The 19071-nt window shown below is 39.5% G+C and carries 13 protein-coding genes and 1 other annotated feature; of the genes, 9 read left to right on the forward strand and 4 right to left on the reverse strand.

The window, feature by feature from the left end; all coding sequences use genetic code 11:
• The first annotated feature begins 80 nt into the window (after positions 1–80).
• On the forward strand, positions 81–1139 hold the full coding sequence (ysxE, locus tag CHI10_RS15050) for a spore coat protein YsxE (protein WP_095245053.1): 1059 nt from the start codon (positions 81–83) through the stop codon (positions 1137–1139).
• Positions 1140–1152: 13 nt separating this feature from the next.
• Here the strand turns inward: ysxE and CHI10_RS22710 are convergent, their stop codons facing one another.
• Positions 1153–1344: a hypothetical protein gene (locus CHI10_RS22710; RefSeq protein ID WP_095245054.1), complete on the reverse strand. Its 192-nt coding sequence runs from the start codon at positions 1342–1344 to the stop codon at positions 1153–1155.
• Positions 1345–1571: 227 nt separating this feature from the next.
• Positions 1572–1827 (forward strand) — a binding site (T-box leader).
• Positions 1828–1882: 55 nt separating this feature from the next.
• Between CHI10_RS22710 and CHI10_RS15060 the strand changes: the two genes are divergently transcribed.
• The 4 genes from CHI10_RS15060 (at position 1883) to CHI10_RS15075 (ending at position 10715) form a co-directional block, all read left to right on the forward strand.
• The gene (locus CHI10_RS15060) at positions 1883–4528 is read left to right on the forward strand and encodes a valine--tRNA ligase (RefSeq protein ID WP_095245055.1); all 2646 of its coding nucleotides are present in this window, start codon (positions 1883–1885) and stop codon (positions 4526–4528) included.
• Between the two features lie 69 nt (positions 4529–4597).
• Positions 4598–5911 (forward strand): bifunctional folylpolyglutamate synthase/dihydrofolate synthase, encoded by a 1314-nt coding sequence (locus CHI10_RS15065; RefSeq protein ID WP_095245056.1) that lies wholly within the window; start codon positions 4598–4600, stop codon positions 5909–5911.
• 150 nt (positions 5912–6061) lie between these two features.
• Positions 6062–7714, forward strand: coding sequence for a sensor domain-containing diguanylate cyclase (locus CHI10_RS15070; RefSeq protein WP_095245057.1), 1653 nt, complete (start codon positions 6062–6064; stop codon positions 7712–7714).
• Positions 7715–7847: 133 nt separating this feature from the next.
• Complete coding sequence (locus CHI10_RS15075) at positions 7848–10715, forward strand: vWA domain-containing protein (protein ID WP_095245058.1); 2868 nt, start codon at positions 7848–7850, stop codon at positions 10713–10715.
• A 32-nt stretch (positions 10716–10747) separates the two neighbouring features.
• Here the strand turns inward: CHI10_RS15075 and CHI10_RS15080 are convergent, their stop codons facing one another.
• From CHI10_RS15080 to CHI10_RS15090, 3 genes are read right to left on the reverse strand one after another with little or no spacing between them, the layout of a single operon-like run.
• Positions 10748–12742, reverse strand: coding sequence for a hypothetical protein (locus CHI10_RS15080; protein ID WP_095245059.1), 1995 nt, complete (start codon positions 12740–12742; stop codon positions 10748–10750).
• Between the two features lie 11 nt (positions 12743–12753).
• Positions 12754–13332 carry a hypothetical protein gene (locus CHI10_RS15085; RefSeq protein WP_095245060.1) on the reverse strand — a complete coding sequence of 193 codons (579 nt, stop codon included), beginning with the start codon at positions 13330–13332 and terminating at the stop codon, positions 12754–12756.
• A complete protein-coding gene (locus CHI10_RS15090; protein WP_076257344.1) occupies positions 13316–13828 on the reverse strand; it encodes a type IV pilus modification PilV family protein in 513 nt (170 codons plus the stop codon). The genes CHI10_RS15085 and CHI10_RS15090 overlap by 17 nt, the downstream gene beginning before the upstream one ends.
• Before the next feature lie 131 nt (positions 13829–13959).
• Here CHI10_RS15090 and CHI10_RS15095 point away from each other — a divergent pair, with 131 nt between their 5' ends.
• Genes CHI10_RS15095 through CHI10_RS15110 form a run of 4 tightly spaced genes read left to right on the forward strand, consistent with a single transcriptional unit; the run spans position 13960 to position 19063 of the window.
• Positions 13960–15240: a hypothetical protein gene (locus tag CHI10_RS15095; protein ID WP_095245061.1), complete on the forward strand. Its 1281-nt coding sequence runs from the start codon at positions 13960–13962 to the stop codon at positions 15238–15240.
• 12 nt (positions 15241–15252) lie between these two features.
• On the forward strand, positions 15253–15987 hold the full coding sequence (locus CHI10_RS15100; RefSeq protein WP_095245062.1) for a PRC-barrel domain-containing protein: 735 nt from the start codon (positions 15253–15255) through the stop codon (positions 15985–15987).
• A 19-nt stretch (positions 15988–16006) separates the two neighbouring features.
• A complete protein-coding gene (locus CHI10_RS15105) occupies positions 16007–17380 on the forward strand; it encodes a VanW family protein (RefSeq protein ID WP_095245063.1) in 1374 nt (457 codons plus the stop codon).
• A gap of 21 nt (positions 17381–17401) precedes the next feature.
• Entirely contained in the window at positions 17402–19063 is a 1662-nt protein-coding gene (locus CHI10_RS15110; RefSeq protein ID WP_095245064.1) for a GspE/PulE family protein, read from the forward strand.
• Positions 19064–19071 lie beyond the last annotated feature (8 nt).

Here is a 19071-nt window from a genome sequence, read left to right on the forward strand (position 1 = left end):
AATCAGCGGGGGATAAGGAAAACCCCCACTGATTGAAGTTTCACTTTATATTTTTTCATTCTGGAAAGTGAGTGGTTAAGGTGGAAGAAAAAAATCGGCTGCAGAAAGTCTCTCCCATTTTAAAACATTATTCATTAGAGCCGCATTTTGTAGAGGATTTTGGGAGAGTTCAGAAGATTTACAGCAGCAAAGGCGTATTTGCTTTGAAGAAAATAAAGCCTCAGCGTGGAGCAGATTTTATCAGGCATGTACAAACACTCTTTCAAAAAGGCTATAACAGAATAGTGCCTATTTACCCAACGGTGGACGGAAGATATGCGGTTCTCCATCAAAATGAATTATTTTATTTAATGCCCTGGATGTCTAATGAAGAAAAGGAGGACAGATTTGAGCGGCATCAGCAGATGATTAGGGAATTGGCAAGACTCCACACATTGTCCTCACGGGAAGTTACTATAAAAAAAGAAGACCGTACTGAACATTACGAAAACACCCTTCAGGAATGGGGGAAGGAAGAGGAGTTTTTGGAGGGATTCATCGAGGCCTGCGAAAGAAAAGAGTATATGTCACCTTTTGAGCTAATGTTTTCTCTATACTACCATGATGTCAGCCAGGCACTGAAATTCTCCACAAACAAATTTAAGGATTGGTATGAAAAAACAAAGGAAAGTGAAAAAGCACGTACGGTCATTATTCATGGAAAAGTTTCCACCGAACATTTTTTATACGATGATAGGGGATATGGCTACTTCACAAATTTCGAGAATGCAAGACAGGGATCGCCGCTCCATGATTTACTCCCGTTTTTATCAAGGACACTGAAAACATATCCAAAAAGATCGGAGGAGTGTGTAGAATGGATTTATACTTATATGAAATACTTTCCCTTCAGGGACGACGAGATGCTGCTGTTTCTAAGCTACTTTGCTCATCCGGGTCCGATTATCAAAGCTTGCGAACAATATTATAAAGGGGAAGGAAAGAGAGGAGAAAGAAAGGCGGTTCAGCATCTGCAAAGGCAGTACTGGCTTTTAAAAAATATTGAATATGCCGTTATGAGAATTGATGAGATTGAGAGGCAAAAGCAGGAAGCAAAAGCGGCAGCAGAAGCTCAGGCACAGGAAGGAGCCCAAAGCTGAAGAATGCGGGCTCCTAAACCAATTTTAGATGAAAGGCGATAGCGATCAGGATGAACAGCGAGAGCAGCAGTACGTCGAAGGTAGTAGGCAATAATATGGTTCTTATGCCTTGAAAAACACAGAACGGGATAATGAATTGTGCACATATATTCCTGAAAGTTCTTAACCATGGAGGCAGTGTGTATGGATTATATTTTCTTCTCATTTATGCATACCCCTTTTTACAATGTTCTTATATATATCCTATGATTTTCTTTTCCGTAAAGTGCCTATTTTCATTTTTTCCCCCTGTAACGTTCACGCACCCGGCAATGAATAAGGGCAGATTGATCATCACTTCAATGGAGACAGTGAATAATATATAAAAAACTGGGATATCCTTATTGACTATAACAGTCTTTTTTCGGTAGTATATTTTATATATAACTTTATATCGATGCTAAGACAGGGAAGAGTACAATGGCCATTTGCCTTTTAGAGAGGAAAACCAGCAGCTGAAAGGTTATCCAGGCAGAACCGTTGGAAGGTCGCCCCAGAGCATCTTTTGCGAAAGGCTTAAGCCAAGTAGTAAAAGACGGGAAATCCGTTATCTGCATAAGTGTCAATCACTATACGAATGTCTTTTGGGCTTTTCTTTAGTGATTGAAAAAAAGGTGGTACCGCGAAACAAACTCCATTCGTCCTTTTATGGCGAGTGGAGTTTTTTATTTTTGCTGATTGCTTTTAGAAAGGAAGAATGACATATGGATAACAATGAATTAACAATGCCGACGAAATATGATCCGCTGGCGATTGAAAAAGGTAGATATGACTGGTGGCTGGAAGGGAAATTCTTTGAAGCAAAAGATGACGAAACGAAGCAGCCGTATACAATTGTAATCCCGCCTCCGAACGTAACAGGAAAGCTTCATCTCGGCCATGCATGGGATACGACCCTGCAGGATATCCTCACCCGTATGAAGCGTATGCAAGGGTACGATGTTTTGTGGCTTCCTGGAATGGACCATGCAGGTATCGCCACGCAGGCAAAGGTTGAAGAAAAACTTCGCAATGATGGAAAAAGCCGCTATGATCTGGGCCGTGAAAAATTTGTGGAAGAAACATGGAAATGGAAAGAGGAATATGCCAGCCATATTCGCCAGCAATGGTCAAAGCTTGGATTAGGGCTTGATTACAGCCGTGAACGCTTTACTCTGGATGAAGGCCTTTCAAAAGCTGTCAGAGAGGTTTTCGTTTCACTTTATAATAAAGGACTGATTTACCGCGGAGAGTACATCATCAACTGGGATCCGTCTACGAAAACAGCCCTTTCTGATATAGAAGTTATATATAAGGATGTTCAAGGCGCATTCTACCATATGAGATATCCACTGACAGACGGTTCGGGACATATCGAAATTGCCACCACTCGCCCTGAAACGATGCTTGGGGATACTGCTGTTGCAGTACATCCGGAAGACGAGCGATATAAGCATTTAATCGGCAAGACAGTTAAATTGCCGATCACAGGAAGGGAAATTCCGATTGTTGCGGATGATTATGTAGAAATGGATTTCGGATCAGGTGCAGTAAAAATTACACCGGCTCATGACCCAAATGATTTCGAAATCGGAAACCGCCACAATCTTGAAAGAATCCTTGTCATGAATGAAGACGGCACGATGAACACGAGAGCAGGTATTTACCAGGGTATGGACCGCTTTGAATGCCGCAAGCAGATCGTAAAGGATCTTCAGGAAGAAGGAGTTCTTTTCAAAATTGAAGAGCATATGCATTCTGTGGGCCATTCAGAGCGCAGCGGTGCAGTAGTTGAACCATACCTTTCAACACAATGGTTTGTAAAAATGCAGCCTCTTGCAGATGAAGCCATCGCACTTCAAAATAAAGAAGAAAAAGTGAACTTTGTTCCGGACCGATTTGAAAAAACTTATCTGCGCTGGATGGAAAATATCCGCGACTGGTGTATTTCACGCCAGCTTTGGTGGGGACACCGGATCCCGGCCTGGTATCACAAGGAGACTGGTGAGGTTTACGTAGGTCATGAAGCTCCTGAAGATAGTGAAAACTGGGAACAGGATAAAGATGTATTAGACACATGGTTCAGTTCTGCATTATGGCCGTTTTCAACGATGGGCTGGCCGGATACTGACTCTGCTGACTTTAAGAGATACTATCCGACAGCAGCTCTTGTAACAGGCTATGACATCATTTTCTTCTGGGTATCACGAATGATTTTCCAAGGTCTCGAATTTACAGGAGAGCGTCCATTTCAGGATGTATTAATTCATGGTCTTGTTCGTGATTCACAGGGACGCAAGATGAGTAAGTCCCTTGGAAATGGCGTTGATCCAATGGATGTTATCGACCAGTATGGTGCCGATTCACTCCGTTATTTCCTTTCTACAGGAAGTTCGCCGGGACAGGATCTTCGTTTCAGTATGGAAAAAGTAGAGGCAACCTGGAACTTTGCCAATAAAATCTGGAATGCATCCCGCTTTGCCTTAATGAATATGGATGGATTAACATTCGAAGAAATTGATTTAAGCGGTGAAAAGTCTGTTGCTGATAAGTGGATATTAACCCGTTTGAATGAAACAATCGAGACTGTTACAAGATTGTCTGACCGCTATGAGTTTGGAGAGGTTGGCCGGGTGCTGTATAACTTCATCTGGGATGATTTCTGCGACTGGTATATCGAAATGGCGAAGCTGCCGCTTTATGGAGAAGATGAAGCTGCCAAGAAAACGACGCGCTCCATTCTGGCATATGTTCTGGATAACACAATGCGCCTGCTTCATCCATTTATGCCATTCATTACGGAGGAAATCTGGCAGAACCTTCCTCATTCAGGTGAATCGATTACGGTTGCCCAGTGGCCGGCAGTAAAGGATGAATACACAGACAACCAGGCTGCAAATGAAATGAAGCTGCTTGTTGAAATCATCCGTTCTGTCCGCAACAGCCGTGCTGAAGTGAACACGCCAATGAGCAAGAAGATTAAAATGATGGTTAGGACGAAAGACCAGGAAATTCTTTCTACACTGGAAAATAACCGTGGCTATATTGAACGCTTCTGTAACCCTGAGGAACTGGTGCTGGCTTTAGAGGTTGAGACACCTGATAAGGCGATGACAGCAGTTGTGAGTGGAGCAGAAATTATCCTGCCGCTTGAGGGTCTGATTAATATTGAAGAAGAAGTGGCCAGACTGCAGAAAGAATGGGATAAATTAAATAAAGAAGTAGAACGTGTTCAAAAGAAACTTTCAAACGAAGGCTTTATTAAAAAAGCGCCGGAAAAAGTAATTGAAGAAGAAAAAGCAAAAGAACAAGACTACAGCGAGAAGAGAGCAGCTGTAGAAGCTCGCATTAGAGAGCTAAAAGGAGAATAATTAAAGTTTGGGAAGGCGGGTCCATATCAAGGATTCGTCTTCCTTCCTGTATAACGGAGGTGCATATATATGTTTACTGCTTATGAGGAAGCCCTGGAGTGGATTCATTCAAGGCTGAGGCTGGGAATGAAGCCTGGACTGCAGAGAATGGAATGGATGATGGAAAAACTCGGCCATCCTGAGAGAAGAATTAAGTCTGTTCATATTGGCGGAACGAACGGAAAAGGCTCAACAGTTACGTTTTTAAGATCCATTCTTCAAGAGGCGGGTTATTCAGTCGGGACCTTTACATCGCCCTATTTTGAGAATTTTAATGAACGTATTTCTCTCAACGGAACCCCAATTGGGGATAAGGATCTCATTCAGCTTGCCAATGATATATATCCGCTGGCTGTTGAATTGGAACAGACCGAACTTGGCGGTCCAACTGAGTTTGAAATCATTACCGCCATGGCTTTTCAATATTTTGGTCATATAAAACCAGTGGATCTTGTATTGTTTGAAGTGGGGCTTGGCGGCAGATATGACTCCACTAATATCATTTATCCCGTGTTATCAATCATAACAAGCATCGGGCTCGATCATACAGCCATACTTGGGGATACTTATGAGAAAATCGCTTATGAAAAAGCGGGAATCATTAAACCTGGGATCAGTGTTATTACAGCTGTCAAACAGGAAGAAGCACTCGCAGTTATCCATGATAAAGCTTCAGGCTTAAAGTCCCCGGTTTATCAGCTGGGGAAGGAATTTGCTATTTTGGATCATAAACCCCTGGTTCAGGGTGAGTTTTTCTCCCTTGAGACAGTCTTTCAGGAGTTCTGTGATCTTGAGACAGGAATGAGCGGGAAACATCAGACTGAAAATGCATCCCTGGCTGTAATGGCAGCAGAGCTATTAAATAAGTTTTATTCTTTCTTAATAGAGGAGAAACACATAAGAACCGGATTGAAAACAGCCTTCTGGCCTGGCAGATTTGAAATTGTATCTCATGACCCGCTGGTGGTAATAGATGGAGCCCATAATGAAGAAGGGATATCTGCTTTAACTGCTGAGCTGGAGAAGCGTTTTGGAGATCGAAGCAAAAAGATTATATTTGCTGCGCTGGCTGATAAAAAGCTTGATAAAATGATCAATAAGCTTGACTCTGCAGCAGACTCCATCACTTTTACAGAATTTCACTTTCCGAGAGCAGCATCAGCTGAAGATTTATATAATCTCAGTGAAAACAGCAGGAAACTATTTAATACAGATTGGAAAGAGCTATTGAAGACAGAAGTGTGCGAATCAGGAAAAAATAGCGTCCTTGTCATAACCGGATCCCTTTACTTCCTATCAGAAGTGAAGCCAGCTCTTTTGAAACTTTTGGAAAACAGACAATGAAAAAATGACAAAAGTTAGAAAATTTGATAAAATATTTTTATTATCAGACTATTTTCCTGAATAAATTGGAGGAGGGGGAAAAAGATAGTTAGTTCACGAGCCAAAAATTCAATATGGTTATTATGGATACTGTTATTTCCCGCAGGTTTCATGCTAACCTATCATTTTTACCCTCCCGATCTTTCAGGACAGGGAATCAGTTTATTTGCCTTTTTTATTTTAATGTTTCTCGTTTCTTCCATGCCGATGGTTGTCAATAATACACCAATTTTTTTGATACAATGGGTTTCCATGGCAGTCTTCTTAACTTTTGGTCTTCTTGCTGAAATAATTATGGTTCAGGTGGGTGTCCTGGTACTTCTCATAAGACTTAAAGTACAAAAAGACCAGCTGTTCCGTCTGCCGCTTAACTCACTTTTATTCTTTACGGTCTCTTTATTGAGCGGGCTGGCTTATTTTGCAATGGGAGGCAAAACAGGAATAGATTTGATTGCTGAACCCCGGTATTTCTGGGTTGCTGCCGCCTATCCGGTCATTCATTTTACACTAAATCAGATATTAATCAGTGTAATTCAGGCTGCATTGTACGGCAGAAGAATCTCCTTTCTGGAAAAAGACCTGATTTGGGAAACAGTCACTTCACTCATAACATTCCCGATTGGCCTTATCCTTTACATTCTTTATGCTGAAGTGGGAATTCTTGCACTCCTGATTGTAGGTGTGCCATTTGTAAGTCTTTCAATCATACTTCATCTTTATTACTCCAGTGAGAAGGTGATTGATTACCTTCAAAAAGCCTCAGAAATTAGTCATAAAATGGCTGAGCACCTTGATGTTAATGAGGTTATGGAGCTTTTTATTTTGAAATTGAGCGAAATGGTTCCTGTTGATTATGCCTATATCCTTGATATCAAAGACAATGATGAACTTCACTCCCTTTACCGGAAAGAGCATGAACTAATTAAGCCGAATGATCTTATGCCAACAAATAAAAATGAGGGAATCAGCGGATTGGTTTTAGAGACCAGAAAATCGGTCCTTTTTCATTCGAAAAAGAAATGGAAAGGCATTGCTAAGGAATTTTTGCCGGAAGATGCGGAGAGCATCATTTGTGTTCCAATAGTCCGAAGTAATGAAATATTGGGGATTCTGCTGCTTTCATCCACGAAAAAGAGGGTATATGAAAAGTCGCAGCTCATGATTGTCGATATATTATGTTCGCATTTTGCAATAGCCATTGAGAATGCCAGGCACTATGAAGAAACAAAAGCCAAAAGCGAGCGCTGTGCGCTAACGAAACTATATAATTACCGCTATATAGAAGAGAAACTAAATGAAGAATTCAGCAGATTGCAAAATGGTTCAAGGCATCTCCTCTCGCTCATCATACTCGATATCGATCATTTTAAAAAAGTGAACGATACGTATGGACATCAGAGCGGAAATGAAATCCTCTGCGAACTGGCTGATCGGCTGACAAATCTGATTGATACGGCTGGAATTGCTGCCCGATATGGCGGCGAGGAATTTATTGTCCTAATGCCTGATACCAGCAAAGAAGATGCAATAGGCTGGGCCGAGCTTATCAGACAGACCATTGCCAATCGGCCTTTCATACTCAAACAGACCATCGATGGAAGAAGTAGCAGCAGTACAAAAGTTTATATTACCGCTTCTATTGGGGTAGCTGCTGCACCAGAAGATGCCGATGATTCTCTGGCCCTCATACGCCATGCTGACAGAGCTTTATATGTTGGAGCTAAGCAGGCTGGGAGGAATAGGGTTGCGGAATATGTGAAGTGAAATCCTTTTGCCTGTCAAAAGGATTTTTTTATGAAAAAAACAAATCTTTGGACCTATAAAATATATAGTTTTTATAGGTAAATTGGTATAATGGGAGTAATGCATAATACTGGTAAAGGAGGGATTTAACTATATGGCAAAGAAAATACTGCTTAGTTTACTAACCGCTCTTATTATATGCTCCCTATCTATTCAACCTTCAATGGCATCTAAATTGAATGATGCCAAGTTAAACTTCACCGTGCAGCCTTCCCAGAATATAATCGTTAAACCAGCCGGCAAGCCGGCAGCAGCCAATCTGGATTTCAGAGTAAAGCAGAGCGGAACTGCGTCTGATAGTAATAGAGAACCAATGGATGTTGTCTTTATTATGGATATTTCCGGTTCAATGAATGATGCCGGTAAACTTGACAGCGCTAAAGCCGCAATGAAAAATGCTCTCGACCATTTTTTAGAGACTGCAAATTCCAAAGACCGATACTATTTAATCCCCTTCAATAAAAAAATCAGCGAGCAAGAGGGATTCTTTTACCCAACTGGAAATGCACTAAATGATCTTGGAATGATAAAAGAAAAAGTCAGGACTCTGTCAGCAATCAATGGAACAAATTATAAGGATCCGATAAAAAAAGCGGAAGAGCTTTTAAAAGGCGGGAATACGAATAATAATATTATCTTCCTGACTGATGGTGTGCCTACATATTCTGAGAATAAACAAATAAGAACTTTTAATAAAAAATCCTGTTTTTTAATATTTTGTGAGACAAATAAAGTAACAGAAGAAGTAACGTATATCGAAGAACTTCTAACGAAAGGCTACACAAAAAATGGGACTTTCTATCCTTATATCCCTTATCAATACTTGGCCGATGAATATTTTCTAGATAATAATAATAGGAGTTATTATCTGAAAAATAATAATGAAAACTATGCATCGACTCAAACCTCTATTAGAAAAGCAATTATTGATGAAGTAAGAAAACTTACTGTTAGTAATATAAAGCTATATTCGATCGGATTTGGCAGTGATAATGATATCGATATGACCTTTCTAAACGAGATGTCCAACTATACTGGAGAAACAGCCATTCAGGCAGGCACAGGAAATATTGGGGATATACTCGAACGAATTTCAAGCAGTGTCCTGAAACCTTCAATTACTGCAGAGATACAAATTGACTTAAATCGCTTTAATGGAAAGGTTTCTCTGGCAGAAGGCTCGAATGCCATCCAAACTGAAAATAACATTATAACCAAACAGGTCAATTTCAAATATGATATTGGGAAAGAAACAATAAGCGAACTGGATTTCAGTATTCCACTAAATTTTGCGGAAGAGGGAAAGTATCTTTTTAAAGATAATATAAAGTTAAAATACAAGGATTTGAATAATAAAGAACAAGTATTGGTCCATCCTGAACTGCAGATTGAAGTGAAAGATGATGCCCCTGCATCATTTAAAGGAACCATGCTGCTGGAAAAAGTGCAAAATGATTTACGTGACTTAGTCAAGGAAATGAATTCAAATACTCAATCTAATCATTTCAATATAAATTATAATTTGGAGCCAACAGGCATTCCCGATAGCAGAGTGGAAGGAAGCCTCAGGGATGTAGTGATTAAACAGCCGCTTCCTGATGGGATTCTCATTGCGGATCCTTCTGTGAAAGAAGAGATGATTAGTGGACAAAGATATGCAGTCCTTATTCTGGCAAATCAGCAAACCAGCTATAAAAATGGTGCTTTCACACCGGATCATCTTTCTGCAAAACTAGCATTAAAAGCAGATAGAGCTTTCTATGGATTAACAATGCCGCGTGCACAAGTGTTTTACACTGACAGCAGATTCCCGGACAAGCCTCAATCAACCAGCATTGCTGCTTCCAGCCAAGTAATTGATGCAAAGGTGAGATTATATAGTTTTAATAACATTGCTTATGATGGAGATGCGTCAGGCATCATTTCAAAAATTGATTTAAATAATCACGGCAGAAAACTGACGCAGACGGAGTTTCCGAATAATTATGGCCTTAAGAATAAACCTGTAAAGAATTTATATTTTCTTACAGAAACTCAAGTATCAGGCCTTAAAATTGAATACAGCGATGATAGTATTGCAATGCTTTATTTTGAACCTGATTTTGAGATGAAGGGCCAGGTTACAGGAAAGGTCCTGTCCCATAGGGAGGTTGTATACGAACCGATTGCCTTCAACTTAAGTAGGCTGGTTGCAGGTAAAGATGTAGGTTATTACTACGAAGTTGAGAAAGACGGGGAAAAAGAAGAATGGAAGCCTTTTGCCGCTAATGACAGTGTGCTTTTAGATGCTCCAGGAACTTATATAATTAAGGTTAAAGCAACTGGAGGATTCGCGTTTGGAAATGAAATCTCCAAGACAATTACAGTTAATAAAAGAATTGCAAGCCTATCAGTAACTCCAGATCCAATTGAAGTGGATGTCGAAAAGTCAATATCATTTAAAGTGGAAATTTCGCCAGCTGATGCATCCAATAAAGAACTCGAGGTGCTCATTGAAGATACATCTATAGCTGCATTAACCGATGGTTATTCAATTTTTGGAAAATCTGCGGGTGAAACGTATTTAATTGTCAGAACCAGGGACGGCTCAAATATTGAACAGAAAATTAAAGTGATTGTAACCGATCCTTATATTGCTTTAGATGAAATAAAGTTTAATAAAGCTGTATATAAAATTGCCAGGGGAGACAGTATCGCATTAAAAAGACTGCTGATCTTTAATCCTTTTAATGCCACAGATCAGGAAATTGCTGAAGTACTCTCAGAGATGCCTGATAAAGTCCGTGCTGTTCAGAGGGGGGCTGAGTGGTACATTGAGGGTGTGGAAATAGGATACTCCAGGGTAACTGCAGCTGCTGAAAAACAAAAAGATGGAAAGCAGCCGAAAGCTTCAGCTCTATTTGAAGTAGTGAATGAGGATGAACAAACTGATGATGGTCCTTCTGGAGAGGGTAAATGGTAAAAGAAAAAGGTGCTCATGTCAGCACCTTTTTCTCATTCTATTAATAGTTCATCAGAAAATATTTGAAGATGTTTTACAATTGGAAGAGTATCTATTCGCTGCAGAAGTACATTTTGATCGTAGTTCACAATAAAACGGGAATACTTATCCAGTTGAGATGATCTTGAGGGCAGCTCTTCGATGGACTTTACTTCACCGCGAATAGCGTTAATTATCAGCTTTTCTTTGGCAAAAATGCCTCCATTGATATAAAACAGCGAACCTACCCCATATAATTCTGCATCTTTCTCTGTATAGAAAAATCCTTTTAAAGGTTTTATTCTTTCATCTTCAGGGACATATGGCATTCCAGCTTCATCATCAGGATCGAAATTGCCGAATTCATTTATGCGTGTGAGCAGTAAATCATCTTTAGCCATCAGAACAAGCTGTTTTGTGTTGTTTTCCGATCCTAAAACATTTACATTCGATATTATTGCACGCTTGCCTGCGTATACAACAGAATCAAAGATTACCTGATCATTTTCTGAAGGCTCTCCAGTTTCATCACCATTTATTGTAAAGGATTCGTTGGAGATTATGGTTCCTGTCATTTCAATCGAAGTATTAAGAACATTAATAGCTGTGTTTTTGCCTGACAATATATCACCGTTTACTTTAATGCCTTTACTGAAAAGTTCGTCACTATTCTGAGCATAGGATTCTATAATAATATCCTTTGCCGAAATAATATTATCATTCACCTCAAGCTTGCCGTTAAAATTGACAAGGTGAGTTCTCCCGGTTACTAATATATCTTCATTTATTGTTAAATCTTCAAAATTCACGAGATAAAGGTCACCATCAACAATCAGCTTTTTATTCAATTCAAGAGAAGTTTCCTCTGCCATAATCACCACATCACCCTGAATAAGGCCGTTTAGCAGGGAAGCATCTTCGGGTGTGTTTATAAGGTAACTTTTAAAATCTGATTCATTATTAGTGCCTATTTCCTGCAAGATCTCGGGAAGCCCGGATTGCTTTTTTACTTGTTCCTCAATCAGAGTATTTATAGCGAAAGAAGAAAGAATTCCGGATTTTATCTCTTCTGAAAACGTATGGCCATTTCCGGTTCTGAAGGCAGGAATCCCATTTGATGATAGTAATTCATTGGTTTCTTCATTCATCGTTTTTTCAAAATCGATATTAATAAACTGGCTGTCATGCTTAAGCTCAGGTACATGGTCTTTATAAAAATTCTTTTTTTCGAGCAGCGGAAGAAGGTTCGCTGTTGAACTATATAAATCCCCATTAATTGAGGACATATTCGTATCCTGTTTCTGATTCCTTCCATCACGCAATTCGTATTCTGCATCATCATTTAATGTTAATCGGTTAGCATACACATTTCCGGAGAAGTTTGCTGAACCATTTAAAAATAGACCGGAGCCATTATCATCAGAAAAAGAGCCGGCAGCATATTTCAAAAAACTAGGAAGGGGAGACAGGATGAGCCTCTTCCTGAGAGTCCGTGTAATCTTACCTTCTGTTTCAACAGGATTTTTAGTAACTATAATGATATCTAATACTCTTGTGAAATCATTTCCCAGTTCAATATTAAATGTATCATAATCAGATATGTCATCCATGCAAGGTGTGGAAGAATCGATAAAGCTTGCACTGCTTCCTGACAGGTCAATGATATTCAAACAGCTTATATTTTCCTTTGTCCTATAAGGCAGGATTAAGTCATCTTTCAGCTTATTCTTCAGGTCTATATCAAAGTTACTCCGCACATAAAGTTTTCCTTCAGTGTTCTTTCTCCGGTAATCTTCAAGTGGAAGGTTCGGCAGAATTCCTGCCAATTCGGAGGTCATTTGATCGATTAGCTTTACAGAATCATATGTTATGGAAATATCACGTTCCCTCGTTTCCGTTCTTTTGGCCCCTCCCAGAGAAGCTGCCAGAATACTCATTCCCAAAACAGTAAATATAAGCGACATTAATAAAACAGTAATAAGGGTATTGCCCCGCTCATTTTTCAGCAAATGATCACCTCTTAAAATCCAAACTTACTATTAAGCTCTAATTTTTCTTCAAGCCTTTCATGATCGAGCTTTAGCATTAAATCAATCATACCCTGTGTACATTCTTCCTCATTTTTATTAGTAGACTCAGAACAAGAGATTTCTAATGCGGATTCGCTGAAATCAGCATTAGAAGTAATCTCTGCGCTATCAATTGAGATTGCTTTCCGGCTGCTGTCATTTTCAGAATCAGTTATTTCAATCCTGATTACCTGCTCATCTTCATTCGCAGTGTTTTGATTTATGGTATAGAAAGTCTGCTGTTCTTTCTCTTGTTTAGTTAAAGATGTACTTGATGAATTTACCAGCTCAATGCAATTTTTTTCGCCGCATTCTCTGACATAGTCAAAAGGAAAAGAATAAAATGTGTTCATGATCATTGTTGCTGTATAATCGGCATCATCTCTAAGCTGCCCCTCAATGCCAATCTTATTGTAGAGCTTGTACCCGGAAGTGAATACTCCATAAATAATCGGAAGGATAATGCTGCTTATAACCAAAACGGCAAGCAATTCATAAAGAGTGGCACCGCGCTCATCGAAGATCTTCACTTTTTATTTCTCCTTCTATTTCTGTAGATTCTTCTTTTCCGTTGATCTCCCAGGTCACTGTCGCTTCCAGAGGCACAAAAAAGGAAGAGTGTTCCCCTTTGGCGGGATTAGTATTCTCAACTTCGTTTTTTGGTAAATTAATAGTTATATTGTACTCAATATTATTTACTATAATTGGACTGCAGTTTGGTTCAGGAGTTTCACCATTCCAAAATATTTTATAAGAACGATCACAAATTAGAAGATTAAGGTAATGATCTTTGTCATTTCTAAACTCTTCTCTTACTTCAATAAAACTTTCTTTCTCAATATGCATTAGTGCATTTCTTGCAACATTGACAGCTGCCGTTTTCTTTTCATTCATATTGGTATAAGTGTAAGCCTGAGAAAAAAACTTCATGGTACCCATTAAAACTATCCCTAATATTGTTAGTGAAACAAGTACTTCCACAAGAGTTAAGCCTTTTGAACTAGTAAGCAATTTTTTAAATTTCATAGCCCACTCCTTCTTTCAAAATACCTATTTGTATTATACAATATTTAATAGCAAGATTTGTATTTATAGGTCGAATTATGCATTTTTTGAAAAGTTTATCTGTTAAGTCTTAAAAAGAAAGGAGAGATGGAATGGTCACCCTTGGTTTTGCTTTGGCATCTTTAGTTTTCATTATTCCTGCTGTTTATTTCATTCCTTCGGGCTTAACGAAAAAAGGAAATATGTATGTCATTGTGGTTTCCATTTTGCTGGGCATGTTTGGGCTGTCAGCAAAAGAGCTGTTTTCTGAATGGCAGGCTGCACTTATTCTTTTGCTGCTTTTATTGACAGGTACCTATCTGGCCAATAATAAAATCACAGGATTATTTCATACAGGTGAAGAAACAGGTGCTTTCTCTACAGTCATAATGGAAACAGGAATTGGGAATGAGAATTTGAATGAAAAAAATGCATCTGACCAGGAGGCAGATAAACCAGCTTTGCCTATACTGGTTCAGCAGGAATCAGAAGAAGGTCCTGCAGAATTAGACTTAATAGATTTTAGCAACGAAGAAAATACGAATAGTCAAATTGACTTAGTTATAGAAAATATTTTTGCAGATCCTTCAGAAGAAGTAAGTCATCACGATGATCTAAATTTGGATGAAATTGAAATTATGCTGTTAGAAGGAGCAAATGAGGATCATGCTCCGCAAATAGACGAAAAAGATACAGAGGAGAACACGTTGGATCCAGCCATTCCGGAGATCGATTATCTGGCAGAACTGGAAGATATGATGAATGAAGAAATGGGAAGTTCCGTTTATTCTGATGTGGTAATTAATGGAACAGAAGATCTGGCTGTTCAAGATGAGATAAAGGTTTCCGATAATGTACTAGAAGAATACTTTGAAAGTATTAATCCGATGGTCGATTCTGATGACACCAGATCTGTGATTCCGGCTGGAGAGCATGAATTCGATTCGGAGGATTCAAGTGAATATGACTCTTCCTCATATATTGATGAAGCGGCGTCTGCTACTGAAACCGAAATCGGAAGAGACGATGAACATGAGCGGGAAACTGCTTTAGAAGAGAAAATGCAGACTGCTGATCAGAAAAACAGAGCAGGATTCCAGAATCAGATGTTCCAGCTGATTGCACCACAGCTTGAGCTGGCCCGGAATAACCTGGATAAAGATAATTACGAAATGTTAGTAATTGGCTGCCTTAATCCTAATATGCAGCCATCTGATTATTACACATTTGCGAGATTACTATTTGATCACTATATCATTCATAAAGAGTTTGATAAATTATTGGAATTTACCGAAGGTCTTGAAGCCAGATTTTCTGCTTATCCTGTCCTTGTTGAGGAAATCAGATTTATCCAGAAGTCCTATGCTGCAGCCAAGATTAAAAACTATAAATAAGGTGATGTTAAGATGAAAAAAAGCACAGAAATTACAGGTCTGCCTATTATATCTATTCAGGAAGGCCAGGAAATTGGGACAGTGAAAACATTAGTCATAAATCCTGAAAAAGGTTCAATCGATTTCTTAACAATCGAGCACGAAGATTGGCAAGTCAGTGTAAAGGCCATTCCATTCAAAAAAATTATTGGTATTGGAGAATACGCGGTAACTGTAGAAAGTGACCGTGCGGTAATTGATTTAAATGAAATCCCAATTGCAAATCAGCTGGTAAACAAAAAGATTCGTATTACCCAAACTAAGGTGATGACACGAAAAGGACAATTATTGGGGGAAACAGCGGAGTTTTACACAGATGAAGATACAGGAAATATACTGGGTGTTGAAATTCAGCTTTCAGATGATTCCGCAGTATTAGCTGCTGAAGAAATCTTAACATACGGTAAGGATATTCTTATTGTAAAAGAAGACGCATCTGAAAGATTTCTAAACAGTGTATCATTGCTGGACCCTGTAATGAGCAATGAAGCTCTTCCAAGTGAAGGCGAAAACATGGATCAGATCCAATCATTGAAAAACAAACAAATGGAATTATTAGTAGGCAAAGAATTAGAAGCAGATATCTATGACTTAAATGGAAATATACTATTTCCGTCCGGCCGGGTTTTATCCGAGCAGGATGTACAAAAGGCACAAGAAGCAGGCCCTAATGTGGTTGTAAACCTGTCAATGAATGTGAACGCATAATTGAAGGAGGAAGCTCAATGTGAGGAATCCTCAGATTATTAAGCTGTTTTTGATTACGGCACTCTGTACCTCGTTTATATTTAGCTTTTCATATTTTGGAACTGCAGCATACGGAAAGATTTTTTCTGATCAAAGCGAATTTGATTCCGGAACTTTTATCGGAAACGAAGATGTAACAGGTATGGACAAGGCCCGGGCGTTATCCTATATATCTGAAAAACAGGCCCAATGGGTTAATGAAACGGCTTTGTCAATGCAATTTCAGGAAGTAACAAAAGAAGTCAAGGACATCCCGTCTTTTTATCAATTTGATCTACAACAAAGTATCTCTCTGGCACTTTCAGGCAAAAAAAATCAGCTTATCGCAAAAATAGATGAAGAAAAGCTTGATGCTATTCTGTTAGAAATACTCCCGGAGTTTTATGCAGAGGGCCTCGACCGCGAGACACTTATAGCTGACCTTCTGATGTATGCGTCCCTGCTTGAAAGTGGCAATCATACGATAAAACTGCAAAATTATTTATCCGGAGATCTTATTGAGGATGAGGTGATTGCTGAATCTTCAACTAAAATCTCCGGAAAAGAAAGTGTTATCAATATGTGGGAAGGCAATAAGGCCAGCATCGAAGTTGCTCCGCACTCGCAGATTTCTTTTCTTGAAGTGGCTGAAGAAAGAGGAGGTCTGCAGTTCGAGGCAGACGAAATGAGCATCATCTCATCTGCTCTATACAAAGCCCTGCTGAACACCAACTTTATGATTACAGAAAGGCATACTGGAAGGCTGCTTCCGGGATATATTGAACCGGGTTTTGAGGCCAGAGTGGACTCTGAGAAACAAATGGATTTCATTTTTACTAATCCAAATGATCATAAATATGTGATTAATTTTCAGCAGCTTGATAAGCTTTTGTATGTTTCTGTTAAGGGGCCTAAGACGATTTACACGTATCAGCCTTCTCTTAAAGATAAGCAGACTTTTAAGCCGAAAACGATTATTCAAATAGATGCCAAGCTGCCATTTGGACAAAAACGAATCGGAGCTGAAGGCAAAGAGGGCATCCTGATAAATGTATTTCGCGATCAGTTGGACGGGTCTGGAAAAATAATAAGCACCGAGAAAATTGCGGAAGACTTCTATCCGCCAGTACATGAGGTTCTCATATACAGTCTGGCTATTAAAAAAGATAAGGCGGACGCTGGTCCGGCGGAAATTGAGCCTGAAAACAGTGTAAGCATTGAGGATGAGAAATCAGAATCGGATGATGAAAAATCGTCAGCTGAACAGAAACCTGACAATAAGCAAAATGAAACAGACAGCAATAAAGGAACCGGTAAGAATGCAAATGAAAATGATGAAGATCTTTGGGGACTGGATAATGAAGCCGTCAAATAAAAAGGTAAGGCAGTGGTGGGTATGAAGCAGATGCGCAAGAGACTGGGAGATTTGCTGGTTGACTCCGGCCTTATCACCGGGGAACAGCTTCAAACATCTTTAAGAGAAAAGGATTCCAATCAAAAGCTCGGTGATGTATTGCTTCAAAAAGGATTTATTACAGAACAGCAGCTGATTGAGGTTCTTGAATTTCAGCTTGGAATTCCCCATGTCAGCTTGTATCGCTATCCCTTTGATACAAAGCTTTTCAGCATTGTGCCAAAAGATGTGGCGAAGCGGAATCTCCTCATTCCATTAAAGAAAGACGGAGAGAAGTTATTTGTAGCTATGGCAGATCCTATGGACTTTTACACAATTGATGATTTGCGGTTATCAACAGGCTTTCAAATTGAAGCAGCCATTGCCACAAAAGATGACATTCTCAGGGCAATCAATAAATATTACGATATGAATGAAGGGTTTGAGGAACTGCTGGGAACAGCGGGGAATCTGGATGCAGCAGAAGATAATCAGATGGCTGATGAAGATTCGCCTGTCGTCAGGCTTGTCAATCAGATCATTGCCAGTGCAGCTGCTTTAAAGGCAAGTGATATCCATCTTGATCCCCAGGAAACAAAGGTGCTGATCAGATACCGGATCGATGGCGTTTTAAGAACGGAGCGTGTTCTTCCTAAGCATATGCAGAGTGTGCTTTCAGCCCGCATAAAAATCATGTCTAATCTGGATATTACTGAACACAGAATTCCTCAGGATGGAAGAATAAAGATTAATATTGATTTTCATCCGGTAGACTTGAGGGTCTCCACATTGCCCACGGTGTACGGCGAAAAAATTGTGCTGCGTTTGCTGGATTTAAGCAGTGCGTTGAATGACATCCATAAACTTGGCTTCAATAAATTAAATCTTCAGAGATTCATAGAAATGATTGAAAAGCCTACAGGCATTGTTTTAATAACCGGTCCTACCGGTTCCGGGAAATCTTCTACTTTATATGCGGCCTTAAATCGCCTGAACAGTGAAGAAGTAAATATTATAACGGTTGAAGATCCCGTTGAGTATCAGCTTGAAGGAATTAATCAAATTCAAGTAAATTCCAATGTCGGGATGACGTTTGCAAAAGGTTTGCGGGCCATTCTGCGTCAGGATCCCAATATCATTATGGTAGGGGAAATCCGGGATAGGGAAACGGCGGAAGTTTCAATTAGAGCATCACTGACTGGACATCTTGTGCTAAGTACACTTCATACAAATGATTCATTAGGCTCCATCACCCGTCTTCTGGATATGGGTGTTGAACCGTTCCTTGTTGCATCGTCTTTGAGCGGAATTGTGGCACAGCGGCTCGTAAGGAAAGTCTGCCGAGATTGTTCCGAGGAGCAGCAGCCGGCTAAGCGGGAAATCGAGATTTTTGCAAAAAGAGGCATAAAACTGGAGAAGGTTGTGCGGGGGAAAGGCTGTTCCTCCTGCAATATGACTGGTTATAAAGGAAGAATTGCCATTCATGAAGTGCTGGTTATTAATGATGAGATGCGAAAAATCATTATGAATGGTGAATCATTTACAAAACTCCGGGATTACGCAATAAGAAATAAAACAGTTTTTCTTATTGATGATGGATTGCTAAAAGTAAAACAGGGCATTACAACTACCGAAGAAGTATTACGGGTAGCTATACCTGATTAGGAGTAATG

It is taken from the genome of Bacillus sp. 7894-2 (assembly GCF_002272225.1).
GTDB lineage: Bacteria > Bacillota > Bacilli > Bacillales > Cytobacillaceae > Cytobacillus.

Coding starts and splice junctions, on each gene's coding strand:
- CHI10_RS15060 (WP_095245055.1), top strand. CDS start 1,883: ATGGATAACAATGAATTAACAATGCCGACGAAATATGATCCGCTGGCG.
- CHI10_RS15070 (WP_095245057.1), top strand. CDS start 6,062: ATGCTAACCTATCATTTTTACCCTCCCGATCTTTCAGGACAGGGAATC.
- CHI10_RS22710 (WP_095245054.1), bottom strand. CDS start 1,344: ATGAGAAGAAAATATAATCCATACACACTGCCTCCATGGTTAAGAACT.
- CHI10_RS15065 (WP_095245056.1), top strand. CDS start 4,598: ATGTTTACTGCTTATGAGGAAGCCCTGGAGTGGATTCATTCAAGGCTG.
- CHI10_RS15100 (WP_095245062.1), top strand. CDS start 15,253: ATGAAAAAAAGCACAGAAATTACAGGTCTGCCTATTATATCTATTCAG.
- CHI10_RS15110 (WP_095245064.1), top strand. CDS start 17,402: ATGAAGCAGATGCGCAAGAGACTGGGAGATTTGCTGGTTGACTCCGGC.
- CHI10_RS15095 (WP_095245061.1), top strand. CDS start 13,960: ATGGTCACCCTTGGTTTTGCTTTGGCATCTTTAGTTTTCATTATTCCT.
- CHI10_RS15075 (WP_095245058.1), top strand. CDS start 7,848: ATGGCAAAGAAAATACTGCTTAGTTTACTAACCGCTCTTATTATATGC.
- CHI10_RS15090 (WP_076257344.1), bottom strand. CDS start 13,828: ATGAAATTTAAAAAATTGCTTACTAGTTCAAAAGGCTTAACTCTTGTG.